This is a genomic window from Streptomyces lomondensis (assembly GCF_014651035.1).
Taxonomy (GTDB): domain Bacteria; phylum Actinomycetota; class Actinomycetes; order Streptomycetales; family Streptomycetaceae; genus Streptomyces; species Streptomyces lomondensis.
This window is the reverse complement of record NZ_BMWC01000016.1, coordinates 1-24734: the sequence shown is the minus strand read 5'-3', so window position 1 is coordinate 24734 and position 24734 is coordinate 1. Positions and strand designations below refer to the sequence as shown.

Below are 24734 nucleotides of genomic sequence, written 5' to 3'. Positions count from 1 at the left end.
CTCCGGCCGCGCCGAAAGTCTGCGGTGCGGCGACTTTGGTCGACGATCCCGCCCAGGGAGCGGTGGAACGGGCCTCGGCTGCGTAGATTTGTCGACCGTGACTGGTGACGACGTGGGGCAGGCCTCCCCGGTACCGGTGGAGGAGACGCCCGCGCTGTTCACCGGGCGGAGATGGTTCATTCCGTCGGCGCTGCTCCACGAACTCGATCCCGACACCGCACGGGCCGGGCGGCGGCCCCGGCGTACCGCCCGTGACTGGGTCGTCGACTTCTCCTGCTTCCTGCTGGCCGTCGTGGTGGGGGCGATCGCCATCGAGGCGCTCGAGGAAAACCCCCATGTGCCGCGTGAACTGGCCGTCGTCGACCAGGTGATCGGCGCACTCGCCTGCGCGGCGGTCTGGCTGCGCCGCCGCTGGCCGCTGGGGCTGGCCGTGGCGATGACGCCCGTCAGCTTCGTCTCGGACACCTCGGGCGGCGCGGGCCTGATCGCCCTGTTCACCCTCGCCGTGCACCGCTCGTTCCGGTACGTGGCCTGGGTGGGCGGCGCCAACATGGCGATGGTCCCGCTGTACTACTGGCTGCGCCCCGACGTGGACGTCCCGTACGTGGTGAGCGTGCCCTTCGCCATGCTGCTCACCGTGGCGATCGTCGGCTGGGGCATGTTCGTCCGGGCCAAGCGGCAGTTGATGCTGAGCCTCAGGGACCGGGCCCGGCGGGCCGAGACGGAGGCGCGGCTGCGGGCCGAACAGGCGCAGCGGCTCGCCCGCGAGGCCATCGCGCGGGAGATGCACGACGTGCTCGCCCACCGGCTGACGCTGCTGAGCGTGCACGCCGGTGCCCTGGAGTTCCGCCCCGACGCGCCTCCGGCCGAGACGGCGCGCGCGGCGGGCGTGATCCGGGAGAGCGCCCACGAGGCCCTCCAGGACCTGCGGGAGATCATCGGGGTCCTGCGGGCGGGCGAGCCCGACGACACGGGCCGGCCGCAGCCGACGCTCGCCGGGCTGGACACGCTGGTCGCCGAGTCCCGGGAGGCCGGCATGAAGGTCTCCCTCGACCACCGCGTCGGCGACTCCGCCGCCGTCCCGGCCTCCGTCGGCCGCACCGCCTACCGGATCACCCAGGAGGGCCTGACCAACGCCCGCAAGCACGCGCCCGGTACGGAGGTCACGGTGTGCGTCACCGGCGCACCGGGCGACGGCCTCACCGTCTCCGTACGCAACCCGCCGCCCGAGGGCGAGGTACCGCCCGTCCCCGGCTCCGGCCAGGGCCTGATCGGCCTGACGGAGCGGGCGACCCTCGCGGGCGGCCGCCTGGAACACGGCCCCACCCCGGAGGGCGGGTTCGAGGTACGGGCATGGCTGCCGTGGCCGTGAGCGGGAGATCCGCCGCCTGCGCGCCGGGGCGCACGGCCCGTCAACGCCCGGTTCGCGCCACGGACTTGGCGCGGACGCACCGCACATCCGGGCCCGCGCCCGCCCCGGCCGTGATTACGTAAGGTCCATGACTGCGATCAGAGTGCTCCTCGTCGACGACGATCCGCTGGTGCGGGCTGGGCTGTCCTTCATGATGGGCGGGGCCGACGACGTCGAGATCGTCGGCGAGGCCGCCGACGGCGGCGAGGTGGAGGCGCTCGTCGACCGCACCCGCCCCGACGTCGTGCTCATGGACATCCGGATGCCGACGGTGGACGGTCTCACGGCCACGGAGCGGCTGCGGTCCCGCGAGGAGGCCCCGCAGGTGGTGGTCCTCACCACCTTCCACGCCGACGAACAGGTGCTGCGGGCGCTGCGCGCGGGCGCCGCCGGCTTCGTCCTCAAGGACACCCCGCCCGCCGAGATCCTCGCGGCGGTGCGCCGGGTCGCGGCCGGCGACCCGGTCCTGTCGCCCACCGTGACCCGCCAGCTGATGCGGCACGCGGCCGGCACCGCCGCCGACACCCGCCACGCACGCGCGCGTGAGCGCATGGCCGTCCTCAACGACCGCGAGCGCGAGGTCGCCGTCGCGGTCGGCCGGGGCCTGTCCAACGCCGAGATCGCCACCGGCCTCTTCATGAGCGTCGCCACCGTCAAGACGCACGTCTCGCGCATCCTGGCCAAGCTCGACCTCAACAACCGGGTGCAGATCGCGCTGCTGGCGTACGACGCGGGATTCCTGGAGGAGGACCAGCAGGAGGAACCGGAGGGGCACTGACCGCCGCACGCGCCCGCCGTCAGGCGAACGCGGCCGCGGCCCCGCCGGGGATCTCCGCGAGGCGCACCGGCCTGCGCTCCCGGCGCGACACCTCGCACGCCTCGGCGACGCGCAGCGCCTGGAGGGCCTCGCGCCCGTCGCAGGGATTGGGCCGCTCGCCCCGGACGACCTCGACGAACGCGTTCAGCTCCGCCTCGTAGGCGGGGCCGAAGCGCTCCAGGAAGCCCGTCCAGGGCTTGTCCGCGGCCGGCGGCCCGGTCGGCTCGGTGGACGCGATCGGCGTACGGTCGTCCAGGCCGACCACGATCTGGTCGAGCTCCCCGGCGAGCTCCATGCGCACGTCGTAACCGGCCCCGTTCAGGCGGGTCGCGGTGAGCGCGGCGAGCGTGCCGTCGTCGAGGGTGAGGAGCGCCGCGCCGGTGTCGACGTCGCCCGCCGCGCGGAACATCGCGGGCCCGGCGTCGGACCCGGTCGCGTACACGTCCGCCACCTCCCGGCCCGTAACCCAGCGCAGGACGTCGAAGTCGTGGATCAGCGCGTCCCGGTACAGCCCGCCGGACAGCGGCAGCCACGCGGCGGGCGGCGGCGCCTGGTCGCTGGTCAGCGCCCGCACGGTGTGCAGCCGTCCCAGCCTGCCGGACCGCACGGCCTCGCGCGCCCCCACGTAGCCCGCGTCGAAGCGGCGCTGGAAGCCCATCTGGAGGACCGTGCCGGCCGTCTCGACCTCGGCGATGGCGCTCAACGTCCCCGGCAGGTCCAGCGCGATGGGCTTCTCGCAGAACACCGGCAGGCCCGAGCGTGCTGCCCGACCGATCAGTTCGGCGTGGGCCGACGTCGCCGTCGTGATCACCACGGCGTCGACGCCCCAGCGGAAGATCTCCTCCACGCCCGGGGCCGCCGTCTCACCCAGCCGGTGCGCCAGCTCCTGGGCCCGCGCGGGGTCCGCGTCCGTGAGGATCAGGGAGCCCACGTCGCGGTGCCGGCTGAGCGTGTTCGCGTGGATCGTGCCGAGGCGGCCCGTACCGATGACGCCGATGCGCATGAAAACAAACTGCGTGCCCAGCCCGCCCCTGTCAATCTGAATGTCCGGACAATCTGACTACACAACTTCCCGTCAACAACGCACGGAGCTACGCTCGGCCCGTGCCGAAACCAGAAGTGGACCCGACCGTGCAGCTCGAGCTCAGCGTGGACCGCAGCTCTCCCGTGCCGTTGTACTTCCAGCTGTCCCAGCAGCTGGAGGCCGCGATCGAGCACGGCACGCTGACCCCAGGCAGCCTGCTGGGCAACGAGATCGAGCTCGCCGCCCGGCTCGGCCTGTCCCGGCCGACCGTCCGCCAGGCCATCCAGTCGCTCGTCGACAAGGGCCTGCTCGTGCGCCGCCGCGGCGTGGGCACCCAGGTCGTGCACAGCCAGGTCAAACGCCCGCTGGAACTCAGCAGCCTCTACGACGACCTGGAGGCCGCGGGCCAGCGCCCCGCCACCAAGGTCCTCGTCAACACGGTCGTGCCCGCCTCCGCCGAGGTCGCCGCCGCACTCGGCGTCGCCGAGGACAGCGACGTCCACCGCGTGGAACGCCTCCGCCTCGCCCACGGCGAACCCATGGCCTACCTCTGCAACTTCCTGCCCCCCGGCCTCATCGACCTCGACACCGGCCAACTGGAGGCCACCGGCCTCTACCGCCTGATGCGAGCCGCCGGGATCACCCTCCACAGCGCCCGCCAGTCCATCGGCGCCCGGGCGGCGACACCGGCGGAGGCCGAGCGACTGGCGGAGGAGGCGGGCGCCCCCTTGCTGACCATGCAACGCGTCACGTTCGACGACACGGGCCGCGCGGTCGAGTACGGCACGCACACGTACCGTCCGACGCGCTATTCGTTCGAGTTCCAGCTTCTTGTGAGGACGTGAGGGGGACGCGTTTCCCGGGGGCGCGGGGAACTGCGCGCTCAGCCCCCACTCACCCGCACTCGGAAATGACCCGCACCACCCCGCCCCTGCCCCGCTCCGCACACACCCCCACCGTGAGGCAGAATCGGGCGCGATGAGCACCTACCGCGACTTCACCGCCCCCATCGGCTCCCGCCGTGCCACCGTGCTCCGCACGGTCGGCACCCGGGAGCGCCGCTCACACCTGACGGCGCCCCGCGTGCCGACGGTCGGCATCGACATCGGCGGTACGAAGGTGATGGCGGGTGTCGTCGACGCCGACGGCAACATCCTGGAGAAGCTCCGCACGGAGACGCCGGACAAGTCCAAGAGCCCCAAGGTCGTCGAGGACACCATCGCCGAACTGGTCCTGGACCTCTCCGACCGGCACGACGTGCACGCCGTCGGCATCGGCGCGGCCGGCTGGGTCGACGCCGACCGCAACCGCGTGCTGTTCGCCCCGCACCTGTCCTGGCGCAACGAACCCCTCAGGGACCGCCTCGCCAGCCGCCTGTCGGTCCCGGTCCTGGTGGACAACGACGCCAACACCGCCGCCTGGGCGGAGTGGCGCTTCGGCGCCGGCCGCGGCGAGGACCACCTCGTGATGATCACGCTGGGCACCGGCATCGGCGGCGCCATCCTGGAGGACGGGCAGGTCAAGCGCGGCAAGTACGGCGTCGCCGGCGAGTTCGGCCATATGCAGGTCGTGCCCGGCGGGCACCGCTGCCCGTGCGGCAACCGCGGCTGCTGGGAGCAGTACAGCTCCGGGAACGCCCTGGTCCGCGAGGCCCGCGAGCTGGCCGCCGCCGACTCGCCGGTGGCGTACGGCATCATCGAGCACGTCAAGGGCAACATCGGCGACATCACCGGCCCGATGATCACGGAGCTGGCCCGCGAGGGCGACGCCATGTGCATCGAGCTGCTCCAGGACATCGGCCAGTGGCTCGGCGTCGGCATCGCCAACCTCGCCGCGGCCCTCGACCCCTCCTGCTTCGTGATCGGCGGCGGGGTCTCGGCCGCCGACGACCTGCTGATCGGCCCCGCGCGGGACGCGTTCCGCAGGCATCTGACCGGCCGCGGCTACCGCCCCGAGGCCCGTATCGCCCGGGCCCAGCTCGGCCCGGAGGCCGGCATGGTCGGCGCCGCCGACCTGGCCCGGCTGGTCGCCCGCCGCTTCCGGCGCGCCAAGCGCCGCCGGGTGGAGCGGTACGAGCGCTACGAGCGGTACGCACAGTCCCTCCGCAGTACCCAGGAGACGCCGTGACCGCATCCCTGCCGCATCAGGGCTCGTGGCCGAACGGCGAGGAACGCCCGGCCGAGGACCGCCGCCACATGATCCGCCGCAGGGCGCTCACCCTGCTGATCATCGTGCTGCTCATCGGCATCCCGGCGGGCTATCTGGTGATCTCCGCGAACCAGAGCCGGGACAGCGGCAAGGACAAGGAGGCCAAGTACTCGGCGACCGGCCTGACCGCGGGCTGGCCCTCCAAGCTCCAGCGCCGCATCTACCAGGTGCCCGTCCCGCACCCGGCCTGGCACGTGGCGTACTACGAGACCAACAACTGGAAGACCAGCCGCCTGTACGCCCAGTTCGAGACCAACGCGGCCGGCCTGGACGCCTACCTGACGGGCCTCGGCATGACGCGCAAGGACCTGAAGGAGGGCGACATCACCATCGGCGCCCGCGACCGGAAGGTCACCGGCTGGAAGTTCCCCGAGGGCGACGGGTGGTACGGCTTCGTGCACCGGCAGAAGAACCCCGCCCCCACCCACGACGTGGTCGTGGACCTGTCCAACCCGGCGTACCCCTGGGTCTACGTCGTGTCCCGGACCGTGCCCTGACCGCTGCCGGGGCCGATTGTCAGACCCCGCCCGTAGAGTCGGAGACAACTGATCCGACACGCGGGCGGGAGGTGACAGGACGTATGGGCGACACGGCTGCGGTGACCGAGCGGGCGGGGGAGGCGACGGCCCCGGTCCGGCTCCCGGCCGTCTTCCTGCCCGCACCCCTCCCGCGCCATGGGCGCATCGCCTTCTGGGACCCCGAGGGCGAGCCCCTGCCCGCCGAGGACACCGAGCTGACCGTCGTACGACGGCACGGCGCGGGAGCCCGGCGGCGCACCACCCCGGCGCTGACCCTCCCGCTGGACGTGGCCCTGCCGCTCCTGGTGCGCGCCCGGCACGACCCGGCGGCCCACCCCGCCACCGCCTGCTGGGGCGCGGCCGCCCTGCACGCCCTGCGGCTGACCGCGCGCGGTCGGCTGCTCCCCGGCCTGACCCCCACGGGACACGACGCCTGGCGGGCCGGCCCCCTCGACCCGGACGACATCGCCCACCTGCGCGCGGTCGCCGCCGCCCTGCCGTACGAGGGCCACGCGGTCCCGCTGCCCGGCCCGGGCCCGATCCGCCTGCCCGAGCCGGAGGCCCTGGTGCGCGCCTTCCTGGACGCGGTCGCCGACACCCTGCCCCGCACCCCGGCCGCGCCCCACACCACCGGCAGGCCCTTCGCCGCCCGCGAGGCCCAGCACCTGCCCGACGCCCACGACTGGGCCGCCGAGGTCGCCGCCGGCATGGACGCCGGGGTGCGGATCTCCCTCCGCCTGGACCTGTCCGCCTACGACCTGTTCGACGACGCCTCGGACGGCGGCGCCCGCAGTGCCGGTGCGGCGATCGTCCAGGTGCACAGCCTCGCCGACCCCACCCTGGTGGCCGACGCGGCGGCCCTGTGGGCGGGCGAGGCGGACGCCGCTTTCGGTCCCCGCGCGCGCGTGGACGCGGCCCTCGCCGTCCGCCGGGCGGCCCGGGTCTGGCCCCCGCTCGACCGGCTCTCCGACCAGGACGTGCCCGACGTGCTGGCCCTGACCGAGGACGAGCTGAGCGACCTGCTCGGCGTCGCGGCCACCCGGCTCGCCGCGGCCGGGGTCGCCGTGCACTGGCCGAGGGACCTCGCCCAGGACCTGTCCGCCACGGCGGTGGTCCGCCCGGCCCCCGGCTCCGCGACCGACGGCACCGGCTTCTTCGAGAGCGAGGACCTGCTCGGCTTCCGCTGGCAGCTGGCACTCGGCGGCGACCCGCTCACCGACGCCGAGATGGACGCCCTCGCCGAGGCCCACCGCCCGGTCGTCCGGCTGCGCGACCAGTGGGTCCTGGTCGACCCGGCCCTCGTCCGCAAGGCCCGCAAGCGGGACCTCGGGCTGCTCGACCCGGTCGACGCGCTGTCGGTCGCCCTCACCGGCACCGCCGAGGTGGACGGCGAGACGGTCGAGGCCGTCCCCGTCGGCGCGCTGGCCACCCTGCGCGACCGCCTGACCGCCGGGATCCGCCCGGCCGACCCGCCCCCCGGCCTGCGCGCCACCCTGCGCGACTACCAGCTCCGCGGCCTGGCCTGGCTCGACCTGATGACCTCCCTCGGCCTGGGCGGCTGCCTCGCCGACGACATGGGCCTCGGCAAGACCGTCACGCTCATCGCGCTGCACCTGAAGCGGGCCCGCCGCCAGCCGACCCTGGTCGTCTGCCCGGCCTCCCTGCTCGGCAACTGGCAGCGGGAGATCACCCGCTTCGCCCCCGGCGTGCCCGTCCGCCGCTTCCACGGCCCCGACCGCAGCCTGGACGGCCTGGACGGCGGCTTCGTCCTGACCACGTACGGCACGATGCGCTCGGCGGCCCCCGCGCTCGCCGAGCAGGCGTGGGGCATGGTCGTCGCCGACGAGGCGCAGCACGTCAAGAACCCGTACTCGGCGACGGCCAAGGCGCTGCGCACGATCCCGTCGCCCGCGCGCGTGGCCCTCACCGGCACGCCCGTCGAGAACAACCTCTCGGAGCTGTGGGCCCTGCTCGACTGGACGACCCCCGGCCTGCTCGGCCCGCTGAAGTCCTTCCGCGCCCGGCACGCCCGTGCCGTCGAGACCGGCGAGGACGAGGAGGCGGTGCGGCGCCTGGCCCGCCTGGTCCGGCCCTTCCTGCTGCGCCGGAAGAAGTCCGACCCGGGCATCGTGCCGGAACTGCCGCCCAAGACGGAGACCGACCACCCGGTCCCGCTCACCCGCGAACAGGCCGCGCTGTACGAGGCGGTGGTCCGCGAGTCGATGCTCGCCATCGAGACCTCCGAGGGCATGGCCCGGCGGGGCCTGGTGCTCAAGCTGCTGACCTCGCTGAAGCAGATCTGCAACCACCCCGCGCTGTACCTGAAGGAGGAGCACACCCCCGCCGGGGACCGGCTGGCCGCCCGCTCAGGCAAACTCGCCCTCCTGGACGAGCTGCTGGACACACTGCTGGCCGAGGACGGCTCGGCCCTCGTCTTCACCCAGTACGTCGGAATGGCCCGCCTGATCACCTCTCACCTGGCCGGCCGGGCCGTCCCGGTCGACCTCCTCCACGGCGGTACGCCGGTCCCGGAGCGGGAGCGCATGGTGGACCGCTTCCAGGCCGGCTCGACCCCGGTCCTGGTCCTCTCGCTCAAGGCGGCCGGCACAGGCCTGAACCTCACCCGCGCGGGACACGTCGTGCACTTCGACCGCTGGTGGAACCCGGCCGTCGAGGAGCAGGCCACCGACCGCGCCTACCGCATCGGCCAGACCCAGCCCGTCCAGGTCCACCGCCTCATCACCGAGGGCACGGTCGAGGACCGCATCGCCGAGATGCTCCAGGCCAAGCGCGCCCTGGCCGACGCGATCCTCGGCTCCGGCGAGTCGGCCCTCACCGAACTGACGGACCGTGAGCTGTCCGACCTGGTGTCCCTGCGGAGGACGGCATGACGGGCCGGCCCGCCGACGAGGCGCGCCGGGCCCTGAGGGAGGCCCGGGAGCGGGCGGCACAGGACCAGGACCCGGCATCCGCGGACCGTCCGGCACCTTCCCCCGCCGGGGCGCCCGCGGGCCAGGAGACTCCCCGGCCCGGAGACGTGGCCCGCGAGGCACTGCGGAGGGCGGTGTCCGGGCACCGGGGGAGCGGCCGGGGCGGCGAGGAGCGGGGGAGCGAGGAGGGTGCGGCGCAGGACGCCGGTGCGCCCGAGGACACCCGGGCGGTGGGAACACCGCCGGAGCCGGAAGCGTCGTTCGGCGATCCGCAGGACGGCCCGGTGGGACCCACCGGGGCGGACGAAGGGGCCTTCCCTGCCAGGGACGGCGGCGCCACCGACCAGCCCCAGCCGCGCGCTGCGGACGTCGCGCGCGAGGCGCTGCGCGCAGCGCGGGACGAGGCGCGGCGGGCACGGGAACAGACCGAGCGGGAAGGCGCCCGGCGAAGGCGCCGGGCCCGGCAGAGCACCGTGGACGACAGGGCAGCGGCCGCGCGGCGAGCACGCCAGCACGCCGCCGGCGGGGGCACGCCCGCCGTACGGCAGTTGCTGTCCGGCGCCTTCCGGATGCCGGACGAGCCGGACGAGCCGACCCCGATGTCCGACGACCCTGACGAGATGACCGGCCAGGGGAGTCCATCCCCTCGCATGACGGACTTGCCGCACGGGCCTGCCGTGGCGAACCCGGCGAGGAAGGATGACGCGGAAAGCCCGGGAACGTCGCCGGAGCGGCTCTCGGCTCTGGCGAGGGAGAGCGGGGAGCCGGCGCCCCGGAACCATGCCATGGACACCGTCCATCACGCGGCGAGGCCGGCTCCGGCCCATGGTCGTGTGGGCTCGGCCCCTGCCTCGGTGGGCTCTGCCCCCGGTCCTGTGGGGTCTCCCCCCGCCCCCGAGGGCTCGATCCCCGCCCCCGAGGGCTCGGCCCCCGGTCCTGTGGGTTCGGCCCCTGCCTCCGTGGGTTCGGCCTCCGCCCGTGTGGGTTCGGCTCTCGCCTCCGACGGCTCGGCCCCTGCCTCCGAGGGCTCGGCTCCCGTCTCCGTGGGTTCGGCCCCCGGTCCTGTGGGTTCGGCCCCCGCCCCCGAGGGTTCGGCCCCCGCCCCCGAGACCGTCCGTCCCGCGACCGCCGCCCCTACCCCTCCCCGTTCCACCCCTCCCCGCTCCACCCCGCGCACGACCCCCCGCTCCATGGCCGCCCCCGATCGGGACAACGACCTCCGCCGTACCTTCCCGCCCTTCCCGCCCCTGGAGGGGACGACCTTCGCCGAGAGCTGGTGGGGGAACGCCTGGGTCGCCGCGCTGGAGCAGGGCGCGCTGGACGCCAAGCGGCTGGAGCGCGGGCGCGTGTATGCCGAGCAGGGGCATGTCGACGCGATCACGGTGACGCCCGGCCTCGTCCTCGCCTATGTGCGGGGCAGCCGCCCCCGGCCGTACCGCGTACAGGTACACCTGCGCACCCTCGACGGCACCGACTGGGACCGGTTCCTGGACGCCGCCGCAGACCGGCCAGGGCACATCGCGGCCCTCCTCGACAAGGAGATGCCCCAGTCCCTCGCGGACTGCGGCGTCCCTCTGCTGCCCGGCCCCGGCGACCTGGAACCCCGGTGCAGCTGCCCCGACCGCGGCCACCCCTGCAAGCACGCCGCCGCGCTCTGCTACCAGACCGCCCGGCTGCTCGACGCCGACCCGTTCGTCCTGCTCCTGCTGCGCGGCAGGGGCGAACGGGAGCTGCTCGACGCGCTGTCCCGGCTGAGCGCCACCCGCGCCGCGCGCGCCGCCCAGGACAGGGAACCGGCGCCAGTGCCCGGCGTACGGGCCAGTGACGCCCTCGCACATCGCGCCCTCCCGCCCCTCCCCGCACCGCTGCCCCCGCCCCCGCACCCGGAGCAGCCCCCGGCCTACCCGGCGGCCCCAGGCGGCCCCGACCCCTTCGCACTGGACCAACTGGCCACCGACGCCGCCGCCCGGGCGCACGCCCTGCTCACCACGGGCCGCGACCCGGTCGGGCAGCTGACCCTGTGGCAGGACGCGGTCCGCCTGGCCGCGGCCCGCCCCGGCTCGGGACTCACCGCGGGCTCCCGCGCCCTCTACTCCTCCCTGGCCTCGGCGGCGGGCCGTACGCCCTCCGAGCTGGCCCGCGCGGTCGCCGCCTGGCGGCAGGGCGGACTGGAAGGCCTCGCCGTACTGGAGGAGCCCTGGGACCCGCCGGCCGGCCGGTTCGACCGGGCCCGGCCCCTGCTCCTCGCCGCCGACCTGCCCGCCTTCCGCCCCTGGCGCAACCACCTCACCCACCCCCGCGGCCACGTCCAGCTCCGCCTGGGCCGCGACGGCCTCTGGTACGCCTACGAGTCCGAGCCCGGCCAGGACGACTGGTGGCCGCGCGGCACCCCCGACCTGGATCCGGTCGGCGCGCTGACGGGCCTCGGCATTCCCGGCGAACTCTGAGCAGCCGCCTGCCGGCAGGCGACGGGAGTGCTTCTGACCGCATAGACATGACCGCGCTGATCTGGCAATGCGACCGGGAGGGCAGGTACTCCCTGTACAACGACGGCGTGACGGTCGAGAACTATCTGCGCGGCGTCCAGGAGGCGGACGACAAGGGACAGGTCACGTTCAGGAGCATCTTCCCCGGCTGCTACCCGGGCCGCTGGCCGCACGTTCACTTCGAGGTCCACGGCAGCCTGGCCGACGCCACGGCGGCCAGGTCCATCACGAACACCTCGCAGCTCGCGCTGCCGAAGGACGTGAGCGACAGGGTGTACGCCACCGACGGCTACAGCGAGAGCGTGAGGAATCTCAGCGAACTCTCCCTGGAGTCGGACATGGTCTTCAGCGACGGCTACGACCAGCAGCTCGCGACCGTCACCGGCAGCGTCGAGCAGGGGTACACCGCGACGCTGACGGTTCCGGTGTGACCCGACGTGAGATCATCCGATGCCTCAAGCGATATGCCGCCCCGCGAGGTCTTCAACCTGGTCAGGGGGTGTCTGCCAACCCCGGCCTGCCACAGGGTTCAACTAGGTTGGACTGCAGGCCACGGGAGTCCTGCTGACTCCCGTGCCCGGCCGCGATGCCGGTGAGACCGCGACCGGAACCGGGGGGCCGTTCGGCCGGGCCGTGGCTCAGGCGTCGATGATGACGGGGATGATGAGGGGCTTGCGGCGATGGGTGCGGAACGCCCAGTTCGCCACGGCGCGGGCGACGAGTTGTTCGAGTTGGTGCGCGTCCCCGACGCCTTCCTCGGCCGCGGTGGCCAGGGTCTTCTCGATGACGGGGATGACCGGCTCGAAGGTGGTGTCGTCGTGGACGAAGCCGCGGGCGAGGAAGTCGGGGGCCTCGGCGAGGGCGCCGGTGTCCGCGTCGACGATCGCCACCACCGTGACGACGCCTTCCTCTGCGAGGGTGAGGCGGTCCTTGAGGGACGCTTCGGTGGCGCCGCCGACTTCCATGCCGTCCACGTAGACGTTGCCGGCGGGGACCTTGCCGGTGATGGACGCGCGGCCGTCGACGAGGTCGACGACAACGCCGTCCTCGGCGATGACGACCCGGTCGGGGTCGACGCCGGTGCGGATGGCGAGGTCGGCGTTGGCCCGCAGGTGGCGCCATTCGCCGTGCACGGGCATGACGTTGCGGGGTTTGACGATGTTGTAGCAGTAGACGAGTTCGCCGGCGCTGGCGTGCCCGGAGACGTGCACCTTGGCGTTGCCCTTGTGGACCACGTGGGCGCCCCACCGGGTCAGGCCGTTGATCACCCGGTAGATGGCGTTCTCGTTGCCGGGGATGAGGGAGCTGGCGAGCAGGACGGTGTCGCCCTTGCCGATGCGGATCATGTGGTCGCGGTTGGCCATCCGTGACAGCGCGGCCATCGGTTCGCCCTGGGAGCCGGTGCACACCAGAGCGATCTTGTGGTCCGGGAGCTTCTCCAGCTCCTTCGTGCTCACGACCAGACCGGACGGGACCTTCAAATAGCCCAGGTCACGGGCGATGCCCATGTTGCGGACCATCGACCGGCCGACGAAGGCGACCTTGCGACCGTGCTGGTGGGCGGCGTCCAGTACCTGCTGGATGCGGTGCACATGGCTGGCGAAGCTGGAGACGATGACCCGGCGCGGCGCGGTGCGCATCACCTGCTCGATCGCCGGGTTCAGCTCACGCTCGGAGGTGGTGAAGCCGGGGACCTCGGCGTTGGTGGAGTCGGTGAGGAACAGGTCCACACCCTCCTCGCCGAGGCGGGCGAAGGCGCGCAGATCGGTGATGCGGTCGTCGAGAGGGAACTGGTCCATCTTGAAGTCGCCGGTGTGCAGCACCATCCCGGCGCCGGTGCGGATCGCGACCGCGAGGCTGTCGGGGATGGAGTGGTTGACCGCCACGAACTCGAGATCGAAGGGCCCGAAACCGCGCCGGTCGCTCTCCCGCACCCGCACCGTGCGCGGCCGGATGCCGTGTTCCTTGAGCTTGGCCTCCAGGAACGCCAGCGTCAGCTTGGAGCCGACGACGGGAATGTCGGACCGCTCGCGCAGCAGGTACGGCACGCCGCCGATGTGGTCCTCGTGGCCGTGGGTGAGCACCACGGCCACGACGTCGTCCAGCCGGTCCCGGATCGAGGTGAAGTCCGGCAGGATCACGTCCACGCCGGGCTGCGTCTCCTCGGGGAACAGGACGCCGCAGTCGACGATGAGCAGCTTGCCGGCGTACTCGAACACGGTCATGTTGCGGCCGATCTCACCCAGGCCGCCCAGGGCGATGACCCGCAGCCCTCCTTCGGGAAGGGGCGGGGCGGCTTTCAGTTCGGGGTGCGGATGACTCATACCTTGACGGTACCCGTAGAACGGAACGAGATGATCCATTGCCTGTGCGATCTCTCCGCCCGACGGAGCGGGGCACCCGCATCGGCTGCCGGGATGACCTGGGATGGCGGGTGAGACGGCGAGGCCCCGCCGAGGAACACCCGCACGGGACATCGGTGCGACATACTCTCCCGATGAGTTCACGCACTTCCCCGATCAGCCGGCCGATCACGATACGGAGGGCCGTCGCGCGGGATGCCAAACGGCTCACGCGGCTTGTGCGTGGCTCAGGCGCCTACGAGGGTAAGTACGCAGCCGCAGTCGCGGGCTACCGGGTCGGTCCTGATTACATCGAGGCCCACCGCGCCTTCGTGGCCGTCGGCGCCGACGAGCATGGAGACCGGGTCCTCGGGTTCTACTCGCTCGTCCTCGCCCCACCGGAGCTCGATCTGCTGTTCGTCGCCGACGAAGCGCAAGGACGGGGTATCGGACGGTTGCTCGTTGCGCACATGCAGTCCGAAGCCCGTGCCGCCGGACTCGACCGTGTCAAGGTCGTGTCGCATCTTCCTGCCGAGGACTTCTACCACCGCGTCGGTGCAGTGCGGACCGGGACTGCGCTCGCGAACCCGCCTGCCGTGCCGTGGGACCGTCCCGAATTCGAGTTTCGCATTCCTTCGGCCTGACGCGGTGTGCCGGTTCGCAGAACATGGCTTCCCCTGCATGGCTGCCAGAGCTCGGCGCGCGGCTGCGGATCGCCATGACGACACTGCCGAAGACGGCGGTCGCCGGTCTGCCACGCGGTGCCGCAGCGGAGGCCGCCGCTACGTCGGAGAGCCCGCACCGCTGCGTGGGCCTTGGCGCTGCAGCCCGCCCGGCGCCGAAACGGAACACCCCTAATGAGACGCTGTTCGCGGCCATCATCTACGTCCTTGTCAGCGGCTGCGCATGGCGCCGACTTCCACCGTGCTTCGGCATATCGAAGTCGACGGCTCACCGCCGATTTCTGATCTGGTCGAGAGCCGGCGTCCGGGGCCGCCTCCACGAGGCCGTGCTGCACCGTCTCGACGACGCCGGCCTCATCGACGTCACCCGCGTCGTCCTCGACACCGCGCACGTCAGGGCTAAAAAAGGGGGCGAACACACAGGCCCGAGTCCCGTGGACCGGGGCAGGCCGGGTTCCACGATGCACGTCCTGTCGGACGCGAACGGACTGCCCCTTCTCGTCGGTATCTCGGCCGGCAACATCCCGACAGCGAAGACCCCTACCGCGGCCGGCATTTCAAGCCTCAGCGCCTGCACGCTGACAAAGCCTACGACCGGGCCGACCTGCGCAGATGGCTGCGGTGGAAGCGGATCGGAGTGCGCATCGCCCGCAAAGGGATCGAGTCCAGCGAACGATCAGGACGCCGCCGCTGGGTCGTCGAGCGGACCATGTCCTGGCTGTCCGGCTACCGAAGACTCAGCCCCCGCTACGAACGCAACCCCCGCAACTACCCGGCCTTTCCCGGCCTCGCCGCAGCCATGTGCTGCTACAAGCGACTCGCCCGCCTCACCACATAGGACACGGTCTTATCGTGCGCGCCTGCCGCATTGTGGCCTTTCAGTCCTGCGGTGCGACGCGGATACGGTTCCCGTCAGGATCGGCTGCGAGGAAGGTCAGCCCGAACCCCGCGTCATGAGGCTCGTGCAGGATCGTGACGCCCTTGGCCTGCCACTGCTTGAAGATCGCGTTGAGCTCGTCGGGTCCACCGTCGATGGCCAGGCAAACCTCACTGGTACGCGGGACATCCGGTGACAGATCCTCGAACTGGCCAGACCACAGAGCGAGGTCAGCGCCTGGCCCGAGGTCGAAGGTGATGTATCCCGGAGTCTCGAACGAGGGGCTCATGTCGAGGAGGTCGCCGTAGAAACGAGCTGCGGCGGGAGCGTCGTTCACATAGACGATGGACACGACGGATGTGGTCATGGGTTGTCCTTCTCGCAGGTGGTAGGTACGCCTCCACCAGCCTGACCGGGATATGCGCCGTATCGTGTCGCAATTCCTGAAAAACTTGGTGTGTGACCCCAGACCGTTTCTTCTCCTTGATGCTGCTCCTCGAATCGAGGGATGCCGTGACCACACAGGAGCTTGCCTCGGCGCTCGGGGTGTCCCTCCGAACCATCACCCGGGACCTGAACTGGCTCCGCGACGCCGGACTGCCGGTGACCGCACAACGGGGCCGCCTCGGAGGCGTGACCATGCCGCCCGGGTCCGGGCTCGACCTCACGCGGCTCACGCCGGGCGAGCGTGATCATCTGTCGCTCACCGGGCTGGACGAGAAGCAACGTGCGGAGCTCAACGCATCGGTCGAAAGCCGGCGCGCGCTCTCCAAGATCGTCGCCACACAGTCACGTCGAGGTCATGAGCTCCTGCCGCTCACCGACGTAGTGCACGTGGACAGCCGTCCCTGGCTCCAGGCACGAGCTTCCGGCACGACTCCGGCTTCGCTGATCGGCCCAGTGCGGCGAGGTCGCCGGCTACGGATCGAGTACGACAGCCCACACGAGTCATGCCCACGCGACCTCGTCGTGGATCCCTACGGGCTGTTGGCCAAGGCCGGCATCTGGTATCTCGTCGCCGACTGTGCCCGAGTGCCGCGGATGTACCGACTCCAACGGATCACGACGTGGAAAGAAGTCGACCAGCCACGACGGATCCGCGAGAACCAGACCCTGGCCACCGTCGCCGCAGCGCTCGTTGATCAGTGGGAACACCACCACGCGATAGAGGTCAGCGCCACCATCGACCGGACCCAGATCGAGCGAGCCCAACGGATCTTCGGCCAACGACTCGTCCGGGACGACCATGAAGAATCCCCCACCGGCCACAAGGTGACGATCCGCTTCCTGCGTCTGGAGGACGTGCGAGCCTTACTCCCGTTCGGGAGCGCCATCACTGTGCACGGCCCCACCGAAGCCAGGGCTCACCTCCGCGACCTCGCCACCAACCTTGCCCACCACTATGCGCCGTCACCAACCTCCTGACCCGCAACAGATCGCGGTGGCATTCCTCTGGGGTGCCCCTTGAAGCGCCGGGCCGGCGGGGTGGGCCGCCCTCGTACCGGGTCACACCAGTGGGCGTCGTGTCCCCCGGGCCAGGGCGGCGGCCTCGCCCCGTGAATCGACCTTCAGCTTCTCCAGGATGTTGCGGACGTGGTACTTCACGGTGTGTTCGCTGATCTGCAGCGCTTCGGCGATGTTCCGGTTGCGGTGTCCCTCGGTGATCTGCTCGAGGACCTGCAGTTCGCGCGGGTTCAGGGCGTGCAGGGCGTCGGCCGGCAGGGCCTGCCGGGTGGTGAGCGGCAGTTCGACGGTGATGTGCGTGCCCCAGCCCGGCACCGCGTCGAGGGACACTGCGCCGCCGAGCGACGCGACCCGGTCCGCGAGCCGGTGCATGGTGAGCGCGTCCGCCGCGAGCCTGCCGGGCCCGTCGTCCCGGAGGGAGATCAGCAGTCCGGCACCGGTGAGTTTCCACTGGAGGCGGATACGGCCGATTCCGTCCTGTTCCAGCATCAGCAGCACGCCGCCCCGTGCGACAGCGCGCGCGGCGTGGGCGATGTCGCTGGGAAGCAGGCGCGTTCGCAGGCCGGGATCCGGGGGAACGAGTTCGAGGGTCACCTCGCTGTATCTGGTGAGGGGGGCGAGACGTTCTTCGAGGCGGGCGAAGGCCCCTTGTCCGGTCTCCTCGGTGAGGGACCGGTCGAGATCTCCGGCGGCGCGCAGCTCGATGAGGGCGCAGACCGCGATGTCCGCGGCCGTACGCCGGGCGGCTGCGTCGTCGAGCGTGCGGGAGCGCAGCGCACCGAGGAGTGCGGACAGCGCGGCCGCGTGCGCGTCGGTCAGCTCGGCGATGACCCTGGCCCGTTCCTGGGCCGCTATCCGGTTCCCGGCCAGCGGGACGGGGGTGGGCCTGCGCCGCGTACCCGGACAGCTGAAGGGAGATGATGTCCCACAGCTGCTGCACCAACTGCCGGATGCCGGGGGCGGGTTCGTGGCGGTCCGCCGTCACGACGGCCAGCAGCGCCCCGGAGCGCTGGTGCGGGGCGGAGGCCACGGACAGCACGTTGCGCTCCTTGCCACCGATGAGGGCGACGGCGAAGCGCGGCACACCGATGTCCACCGTGCCGGACAGCCGGGCCAGTTCCGCGCTGGAAATCCGGTCGGCGACGCCTGGCTCACCGACCCTGCGCATCGGCGAGCGGGAGCAGTCACCCGTGAGGACGGCCAGTGCCCGGTGTGGCAGCGGCCCGGCGAGGACCGCGGACAGCTGCTCGGCGGTGCCTTCCGGCGGCACCGCGAGTACGGATTTCGCGGCGCCGAGCACCTGCGCCGGGTCCGACAAGTCACCAGCCTCCATGACCACAAACCCTAATGAGCGTTCGCCGCTGTCGACCTGCTCTTTCGAGCAGTCCGCTCCGGTCGGAAGGACGGGTACCTGCCGCACTCCCCGGCGCAAAGCTGGACCCGTCGCATCCACCTGTGGAGGAGTAAGACCGTGAAAGCACTTGTCGCCCCGTCCTACGGCCCGCTGGACCAGCTCGTCGTCACCGATGTGCCCGCTCCCCGTCCGGGCCCCGGTGAGCTGCTCGTGCAAGTGGAAGCCGCGGGCCTCAACCCTCTGGACGGCGCCCTGGTGACCGGCGCGATGCGCGCCATGATGCCGGTCGAGCACCCCTTCGTCGTGGGCATGGACGCCGCCGGAGTCGTGAAGGCCGTCGGCGAGGGCGTCACCGGCTACGAGATCGGCGATGCCGTGGTGGCCTACACCCACTTCCACCCGGGCACCATCGCCGAGTACACGACGGTCGCAGTGGGCCCGAACGTGGCCAAGCGGCCGACGGGCTTGGACGCGGTGCGCGGTGCCGCGCTGCCCGCCACGTCCCTGACCGCGGAGTGCATCATGGCGGCGGCTGAGGCCGGGGCCGGCCGGACGATCCTGATCATCGGGGCCACCGGCGGCGTCGGTTCCTTCACCGTCCAGCTGGCGGCACGGGCGGGCCTGCGGGTACTGGCCACGGCTACGCCCGCCGACGCCGATTACGTGCGCTCCCTCGGTGCGCACGACGTCATCGACTACACCTCGACCGATCCGGTGAAGGAGGCCCAGCGGCTGGTCGGCGGACGGCTGGACGTCGTACTGGATCTCATCAATCGCGGTCCCGCCCTCCTGGACACGGCGGACGCGGTGAAGGACGGCGGCCGGCTGCTGTCCACACTGATGGGCCCGGAGACCTTCGAGCGCGACATCACCGTCGTGTACGTGCGGATGTCGGCGCCCGAAGGGAAACTGCAGCATCTCGCCGAGCGCGTCGCCGCGGGCACCTTGTCCGTCGAGGTCGCGGCCACCTACCCCCTGGACGACGCCCCCAAGGCCCTCGCCGAGTTCGCGTCGGGCCGGTACTCACGGGGCAAAGTCGTCGTCACCGTCTGACCCGTCCACGGCTCCAGCCAGCAGGTCTCTGCCACCCGCCACCTTGATCCAGCGACCGCGCACGCCGGGGAATTGCCGGATCGGTGATCACCGCAGCGGGACCTGGGCTCGGAACCGGTCAAAAGTACGGTCGCCGACTAGGGAACCGTGCTTTGGGCGGATGCTGGGAAGAAGGGGGAATTCCAGGATGAGGGCATGCCACCTACAGACTCCCCTCCGGCATTTCAAGCAGAGGGTTTGACGAAGAAATACGGTCGCCGCGGCAAGCCGGCCCTGAGCGACGTGAACCTCACCATCCCCTCCGGCCGTGTCATCGGCCTTGTCGGCCCGAACGGGGCGGGCAAGTCGACCCTGCTGCACCTGGCCTGCGGGTTGATCGAGCCGACGTCCGGCTCGCTGACCGTGCTGGGGTCACGTCCCGCGGCGAACGCCTCGCATCTGGCCCGGGTGGGGTTCGTCGCGCAGAACACGCCGGTGTACGGCGCGTTCACCGTGGCCGAGCACTTGAAGCTCGGCGCGAAGATGAACCCGGCGTGGGACCCGCCCCTGGCCGAGCGGCGTATCGGCCAGGTGGGGCTGAACCCCGCGCAGAAGGCCGGGCAGCTGTCGGGTGGCCAGCGAGCGCAGCTGGCGCTGACCATCGCGGCGGCCAAGAGGCCCGAGCTGCTGATCTTCGACGAGCCGGCGGCGGCGCTGGACCCGCTGGCCCGCAAGGGGTTCCTGCAGAACCTGACGGAGTTCGTCCTCGAGCTCGGTGCCAGCGCCGTGCTGTCCTCGCACCTGCTCGGCGACATCGAGCAGGTCTGCGACTACCTCATCGTGCTGTGCGACTCGCGGGTGCAGGTCGCCGGCGATACCCGGGATCTGCTGGCCAGGCACGCCCGACTGGTCGCGCCTCGCGGCGAGTTCGACCGGCTGCCCGCCGGCATCGAGGTGATCTCGGTGGAGCACAGCGGCGCGCACAGCAGCGCGGTCGTCCGCACCGACAGCGAGCCCGAGGCCCTGCATTGTCAGGCCGAGCCCGTCACGCTTGAGGAACTCGTCCTCGGTTACATGACCCGGGCAGCCGCCGTATCCGTCGCCCGGACCGAGGCCGCAGTCCGGGGGGCCCAGCGATGATGTGGCTGAGCTGGCGGCAGTTCCGCATCCAGGCGCTGTTCGGCGCCGGCGCACTGGCCGTTATTGCCGTGTACATGGTGTCCCTCGGTGCAGACATCCGCGACGCCTACGACGCCTACCAAGCCAAGTGCGAGGGCTCGGCCAACTGCGCCGAGGCAAGGAGCCAGTTCCGCGGCGCCTACCAGAACACCCTGCTGTTCCTGGCGGCCGGACTCGCCCTGATCCCCGCCCTCATCGGCACCTTCTGGGGCGCTCCCCTGGTCGCCCGGGAACTGGAGAACGGCACCCACCGGCTGGTGTGGAACCAGAGCATCACCCGCCCGCGCTGGCTCCTCAGCAAGATCCTGCTCATCGGCTTGGCCGCTGTGATCGTGACCGGCGCGGCTGCGGCCCTGCTCACCTGGGCGGCCCGCCCCTTCGACGAGGTGGTCAAGGAGCACTTCGAGACCTTCGTGTTCGGCGCCCGCAACATCGCCCCGATCGGCTACGCCGCACTGGCCTTCACATTCGGCACAGTCGTCGGGCTCCTGCTGCGCAAGACCCTGCCCGCGATGGCTGTGACGCTCGTCGTCTTCCTCGCCTTCCAGTTCTTCTTCCCCAACGTGGTGCGGCCCAGCCTCATGCCGCCGGTCAAGGCCACGCTGCCGATGACGGTCGAAGCCATCAATGGGGCGCAGAATCTGGGCAGCATCGGCGGTGGCTCCGTCATCGGCGGGGTGAAAATTCCGAACGCACCCGACGCGTGGATTGCTGAGACGAGCCCGCTGCGCACCGCAGACGGCAAGACCCTCAGCGCGAGCAAGTTCAACGACTGCCTCGACAGCCCGCCCAAGACCGGCGCGGGCGGCACGTTCGGCGACACGGCAGTGTGCCTCGCCCAGCACAACCTCCATGTCGACGTCCAATACCACCCCAGCAGCCGCTACTGGTCGTTCCAATGGCTGGAGACCGCGATCTACCTGACACTCAGCGGGATCCTCACTGCGTTCGGCCTCTGGCGGATCCGGCGCCGGGTGAGTTGACCCTCGTGTCAACCGACGCCGTCCAGGCGCCGCCGGGGGCTTTCCCGGCGGCGCCCTTTTCGCTCGCCATGAGGATGGCTTCGATGATGCCCGTATCGGGTCTGCCGTCGCTGCACCCCCGGCGCGCTGACTCAACCCGACCGTACGGAAACTGGCGGTCGTGCTGAGGAGGTGAACCGTTTACTCAGAGGTGCTCTCGACGATGCGGTTCGCCCAGGCCCAGACGGCGATCTCGGTCCGGTTGCGCAGCCCGAGCTTGGTCTGAATCCCCGACAGGTGGCTCTTGACTGTGCTGAGGGAGATGAACAGCTCGGCGGCGATCTCCTGGTTGGTGCGGCCACGCGCGATGGCCTGCACGACCTCGAGCGCGCGTCCGGACAGCGGTGGCGACTGCCTGGCGCAACCGCGGGGCACAGCCCCGGTCTCGTTCAGGTGCTTCAGCAGCCGTAGGGTGACCGACGGCGAGACCAGCGCCTCGCCGTTGCAGGCGGCGCGGACGGCCTCGATGAGCAGGGCGGGCCCGGCGTCCTTGAGGATGAACCCGGCCGCGCCGCCGCGCAGTGCCCCGTACACGTACTCGTCGAGATCGAACGTGGTGACAACGATGACCCGTATCGGATCGGTTGCGCCCGGGCCGGCCAGCGCGCGGGTGACCTCGATGCCGTCGAGCTTGGGCATTCTGATGTCCACCAGGCACACGTCCGGCCGCAGCCGCCTGGCCATCTCGATCGCCTCGGCGCCGTCCGCCGCCTCCCCGATGACGGCGATGTCGGGCTGATCCTCCAGGATCAGCCGCAGGCCACGGCGGATCATCGCCTGGTCGTCGGCGAGCAGAACCTTGATGGTCATCCGGGCCTCCGGGCGGGGACGGGCAGGGTCGCCCGCACGGACCAGCCGGCGCCGGGCCGGGGACCGGCACACAGGGAGCCGCCGAGCGTCTCGACGCGTTCGCGCATGCCGATCAAACCGTACCCGCCGCGGTGACGGGGCCGGACGGAGTTCGGCGGGGCGTCGTCGGCGACCTCGACGGTGACGGCCTCGGCGTCGCGGCCGACGACGACGTCGATGGAGCGGGCGTGCCGCGCGTGCCGAAGGACGTTCGTCAACGCCTCCTGGACGATGCGGTACACGGTGCTGGTCACTTCAGGCGGCCACTGCGTGTCGTCGTCGGGCATGCTCAGTCGCACCGTCGGGCCCTGGCGGCTGAAGCGCTCGACCAGCGTGCTCAGAGCCTCCGGGCCGGGTGAGGCAGGCGCCGCGTCGTCGGTGTCACGCAGCAGCCCGACGACGCGGCGCATCGCCGCCAGGGCCTCGGACCCGGCGGTCTCGATCTCGGTCAGCGAGTTCGACACATTCTCCGGGGCCCGCCTCGCGACGATCTGGGCGGCCTGCGCCTGGATCAGCATCCCCGTGATGTGATGGGCCACGATGTCGTGCAGTTCCCGGGCAAGCTCCAGCCGTTCGGCCCGACGCACCCGTTCGGCGGTCGCCCTCGCCCGGCCGTCGAGCATGCGCAGCGACAGCCCGACCCCGAGGGCGGCCAGCCACGCCGCTGCGGCGATGGCCACGACCGCTGACGCCGGCCGGGCGGCGGACTGGGCAGCGATCACCAGCAGTCCGGCGCCCGCGACGGCCCCGGCCCGCACAGTCGGCAGCACCCTGACCGCGGAACCGATGAGCACTCCCAGGCCCAGGGCCATGGAGGGTCCGAGCCCGGCGGGAAGCTCGGTCCCGGGCAGCAGCGGGATGAGGACCGCCAGCGCGGCAACGACGAGGCCCGCAACCGCCGTCCAGGTCCGCTCCCGATGACGCATCATCGCGAGCCCGCACACCACCACGGCGGCGGCGGCCCCGGGTACCCAGAACGCGGCTCCCCAGGTCTGCGCGATTGCGACGGCCTGGATGGCGATCGCCGTGAGGAACGTGACGCCAAGCCCGACGGTGGAGACGCCCCTGGCCCATCGGTCCGGAATGGTCACGTTGATCAGATTACCGAATCTCTGCCCGCGATCCGCGCCGCTCGGCGGGGCCGCGGGCGCGCCGGCGGTCAACTCCACGGTAGTGGCAGCGGCCTGGGCGGAGCTCACCGCGTCCACCAGTTCTCCGGCCACGCTACGAACGCGGCGGGTCGGCCCGGGAGCCCTGCGGGGCGGGGGCGTTGGCGTGCCGGTTGCGGTCGAGTCCGCGCAGCACCGACCCCATCACGAGGGCGGCGATCATCCCCATCGTGGCCAGGCTCGTCACGCCGGTCCCCCCGTCGAACCAGGTGCCCCCGGTCACCACGACGCCACCCGCAGCGATCCCGGCGGCCGGCCCCCTCGGCAGCGTCCTGATTGAGGAGCCGACGAGCACCGACAGGGCCAGCGCCGTGATGGGCGCGGGCTCCTGCGGCAGGTCGTCCCCGGCGATCAGGGACACCGCGACGGCGACGGCCGTCACGGCCAGGCCCCCGACCGCGGTCAGCATCTTCTGCCGCTCGCGCATCAGCGCGAGGCCCCCCACGATGATCGAGACGGCGGAGCCGAACACCCAGGAGGCGCCGCCCCAGCTGTCCATGAGCATGAAAGTCGTGAAGACGATCCCCAGGGTGAACACGACGCCGAGCCCGATGTTGAACATCATGCCAGCCGACCTTGTCGGCCGATCCCCTGTATTCATGCCGCCCAGGCTAGAAAGCCAAAGCGCATCGCGTACCGGCCGAAAGTACGGAACAGCGTTGACGGAGCCGTGCTTTGGGCCAGTTCTGAAAGGTCGTTTTCTCCCGATGTTTCATCCCGGAATTGCTGCTGGAGTGGCTTGTGGTCGCCACACAGCCAGTTGGCCCAGATCGTGGCCGGGTACAGCTTGGGGTCGGTGGCGCCGGGCGTACCGGACCGCCGTGCGCTCGTGGCCCTCGCAGCGCCCGGCGGGTGGTGTGCAGAGCGCGGGCGATGACGGAGAGCTTGCACACCGCGACCACCGTGACTCCCGGTGGCTGTTTCCCCGCTGGCGGGCCGGTAAGCCGCTGCATCCCTTCGCTCTCTCCGGAGCTGATCAACGACCTCAGGGTCCCCACGATCGTCGGCCGGATCGCAGCGATCCGCCAGCAAGTCCTGGAGATGCCCGCTGTCGTCGTGGCCGATGCCCTCGGCTACCACCACGTCACCACAACCTGCCTTGCATCCGAGGCTGGTGGGGCCTGGAGCCGACACGTCTCTGGCGATCGCAGACGGTCACCAGCGGGATGGGTGCTGCGAGGTACCGGCGACAGTTGAGTCGGCGAGCTCACCAGCACCGAGGGCCGTGGCAGGCGCGCACGATAAGACCGTGTCCTATGTGGTGAGGCGGGCGAGTCGCTTGTAGCAGCACATGGCTGCGGCGAGGCTGAGAAAGGCCGGGTAGTTGCGGGGGTTGCGTTCGTAGCGGGGGCTGAGTCTTCGGTAGCCG

Annotated in this window: 19 protein-coding genes and 4 pseudogenes; 15 read left to right on the top strand and 8 right to left on the bottom strand. The window is 71.8% G+C overall.

The features are described 5' to 3' along the window. The first annotated feature begins 97 nt into the window (after positions 1-97). Positions 98-1372, top strand: coding sequence for a sensor histidine kinase (locus tag IE255_RS34960; RefSeq protein WP_372487593.1), 1275 nt, complete (start codon positions 98-100; stop codon positions 1370-1372). 127 nt (positions 1373-1499) lie between these two features. After that, positions 1500-2189, top strand: coding sequence for a response regulator transcription factor (locus IE255_RS34955; protein ID WP_190054441.1), 690 nt, complete (start codon positions 1500-1502; stop codon positions 2187-2189). A 19-nt stretch (positions 2190-2208) separates the two neighbouring features. Here the strand turns inward: IE255_RS34955 and IE255_RS34950 are convergent, their stop codons facing one another. Beyond that, complete coding sequence (locus IE255_RS34950; protein WP_190054440.1) at positions 2209-3231, bottom strand: Gfo/Idh/MocA family protein; 1023 nt, start codon at positions 3229-3231, stop codon at positions 2209-2211. A 128-nt stretch (positions 3232-3359) separates the two neighbouring features. Between IE255_RS34950 and IE255_RS34945 the strand changes: the two genes are divergently transcribed. From IE255_RS34945 to IE255_RS34920, 6 genes and pseudogenes are all read left to right on the top strand, one after another. Further along, complete coding sequence (locus IE255_RS34945) at positions 3360-4097, top strand: GntR family transcriptional regulator (protein ID WP_190054530.1); 738 nt, start codon at positions 3360-3362, stop codon at positions 4095-4097. A 133-nt stretch (positions 4098-4230) separates the two neighbouring features. Further along, positions 4231-5379 (top strand): ROK family glucokinase, encoded by a 1149-nt coding sequence (locus IE255_RS34940; protein ID WP_190054439.1) that lies wholly within the window; start codon positions 4231-4233, stop codon positions 5377-5379. Continuing rightward, positions 5376-5957 (top strand): sugar kinase, encoded by a 582-nt coding sequence (locus tag IE255_RS34935; RefSeq protein WP_190054438.1) that lies wholly within the window; start codon positions 5376-5378, stop codon positions 5955-5957. Before IE255_RS34940 ends, IE255_RS34935 begins: the two co-directional genes overlap by 4 nt. Before the next feature lie 83 nt (positions 5958-6040). Next, positions 6041-8869: an SCO1167/SCO6262 family helicase gene (locus tag IE255_RS34930; protein ID WP_190054437.1), complete on the top strand. Its 2829-nt coding sequence runs from the start codon at positions 6041-6043 to the stop codon at positions 8867-8869. 1127 nt (positions 8870-9996) lie between these two features. Continuing rightward, positions 9997-11355 (top strand): annotated as a pseudogene (locus tag IE255_RS40615) (SWIM zinc finger family protein); the annotation flags it as partial. Positions 11356-11417: 62 nt separating this feature from the next. Then, positions 11418-11825: pseudogene (locus tag IE255_RS34920) on the top strand (peptidase associated/transthyretin-like domain-containing protein); the annotation flags it as partial. Positions 11826-12032: 207 nt separating this feature from the next. On the opposite strand, the gene IE255_RS34915 reads toward IE255_RS34920, so the two are convergent. Beyond that, positions 12033-13718, bottom strand: coding sequence for a ribonuclease J (locus tag IE255_RS34915; RefSeq protein WP_190054436.1), 1686 nt, complete (start codon positions 13716-13718; stop codon positions 12033-12035). 173 nt (positions 13719-13891) lie between these two features. On the opposite strand from IE255_RS34915, the gene IE255_RS34910 reads away from it, so the two are divergent. Both IE255_RS34910 and IE255_RS34905 read left to right on the top strand, forming a co-directional pair. Next, positions 13892-14380: a GNAT family N-acetyltransferase gene (locus IE255_RS34910; RefSeq protein ID WP_190054435.1), complete on the top strand. Its 489-nt coding sequence runs from the start codon at positions 13892-13894 to the stop codon at positions 14378-14380. 199 nt (positions 14381-14579) lie between these two features. After that, positions 14580-15257: pseudogene (locus IE255_RS34905) on the top strand (IS5 family transposase); the annotation flags it as partial. Between the two features lie 40 nt (positions 15258-15297). Here IE255_RS34905 and IE255_RS34900 read toward each other — a convergent pair. After that, entirely contained in the window at positions 15298-15663 is a 366-nt protein-coding gene (locus tag IE255_RS34900; protein ID WP_190054434.1) for a VOC family protein, read from the bottom strand. Between the two features lie 92 nt (positions 15664-15755). Here IE255_RS34900 and IE255_RS34895 point away from each other — a divergent pair, with 92 nt between their 5' ends. Further along, positions 15756-16721 carry a helix-turn-helix transcriptional regulator gene (locus IE255_RS34895; protein WP_190054433.1) on the top strand — a complete coding sequence of 322 codons (966 nt, stop codon included), beginning with the start codon at positions 15756-15758 and terminating at the stop codon, positions 16719-16721. Between the two features lie 81 nt (positions 16722-16802). Here IE255_RS34895 and IE255_RS34890 read toward each other — a convergent pair whose 3' ends face one another. Continuing rightward, positions 16803-17354 (bottom strand): helix-turn-helix transcriptional regulator, encoded by a 552-nt coding sequence (locus IE255_RS34890; protein ID WP_190054432.1) that lies wholly within the window; start codon positions 17352-17354, stop codon positions 16803-16805. Positions 17355-17481: 127 nt separating this feature from the next. On the opposite strand from IE255_RS34890, the gene IE255_RS34885 reads away from it, so the two are divergent. From IE255_RS34885 to IE255_RS34870, 4 genes are all read left to right on the top strand, one after another. Next, positions 17482-18108, top strand: a complete 627-nt coding sequence (locus IE255_RS34885) for a hypothetical protein (protein WP_190054431.1) — start codon at positions 17482-17484, stop codon at positions 18106-18108. A gap of 123 nt (positions 18109-18231) precedes the next feature. Further along, positions 18232-19167 carry an NADP-dependent oxidoreductase gene (locus tag IE255_RS34880; RefSeq protein WP_190054430.1) on the top strand — a complete coding sequence of 312 codons (936 nt, stop codon included), beginning with the start codon at positions 18232-18234 and terminating at the stop codon, positions 19165-19167. 237 nt (positions 19168-19404) lie between these two features. Then, entirely contained in the window at positions 19405-20286 is an 882-nt protein-coding gene (locus IE255_RS34875; protein WP_229906726.1) for an ABC transporter ATP-binding protein, read from the top strand. Then, a complete protein-coding gene (locus IE255_RS34870) occupies positions 20283-21308 on the top strand; it encodes an ABC-2 membrane transporter-related protein (RefSeq protein ID WP_190054428.1) in 1026 nt (341 codons plus the stop codon). The genes IE255_RS34875 and IE255_RS34870 overlap by 4 nt, the downstream gene beginning before the upstream one ends. 180 nt (positions 21309-21488) lie before the next feature. On the opposite strand, the gene IE255_RS34865 is transcribed toward IE255_RS34870, so the two are convergent. The 4 genes and pseudogenes from IE255_RS34865 to IE255_RS34850 all read right to left on the bottom strand — a co-directional run. After that, positions 21489-22157 carry a response regulator gene (locus tag IE255_RS34865; protein ID WP_190054427.1) on the bottom strand — a complete coding sequence of 223 codons (669 nt, stop codon included), beginning with the start codon at positions 22155-22157 and terminating at the stop codon, positions 21489-21491. Beyond that, positions 22154-23287, bottom strand: a complete 1134-nt coding sequence (locus tag IE255_RS34860) for a sensor histidine kinase (RefSeq protein WP_229906725.1) — start codon at positions 23285-23287, stop codon at positions 22154-22156. The genes IE255_RS34865 and IE255_RS34860 overlap by 4 nt, the downstream gene beginning before the upstream one ends. A 133-nt stretch (positions 23288-23420) precedes the next feature. Beyond that, entirely contained in the window at positions 23421-23930 is a 510-nt protein-coding gene (locus IE255_RS34855; RefSeq protein ID WP_190054426.1) for a metal transporter, read from the bottom strand. 689 nt (positions 23931-24619) lie between these two features. Continuing rightward, positions 24620-24734, bottom strand: a pseudogene (locus IE255_RS34850) (IS5/IS1182 family transposase); the annotation flags it as partial.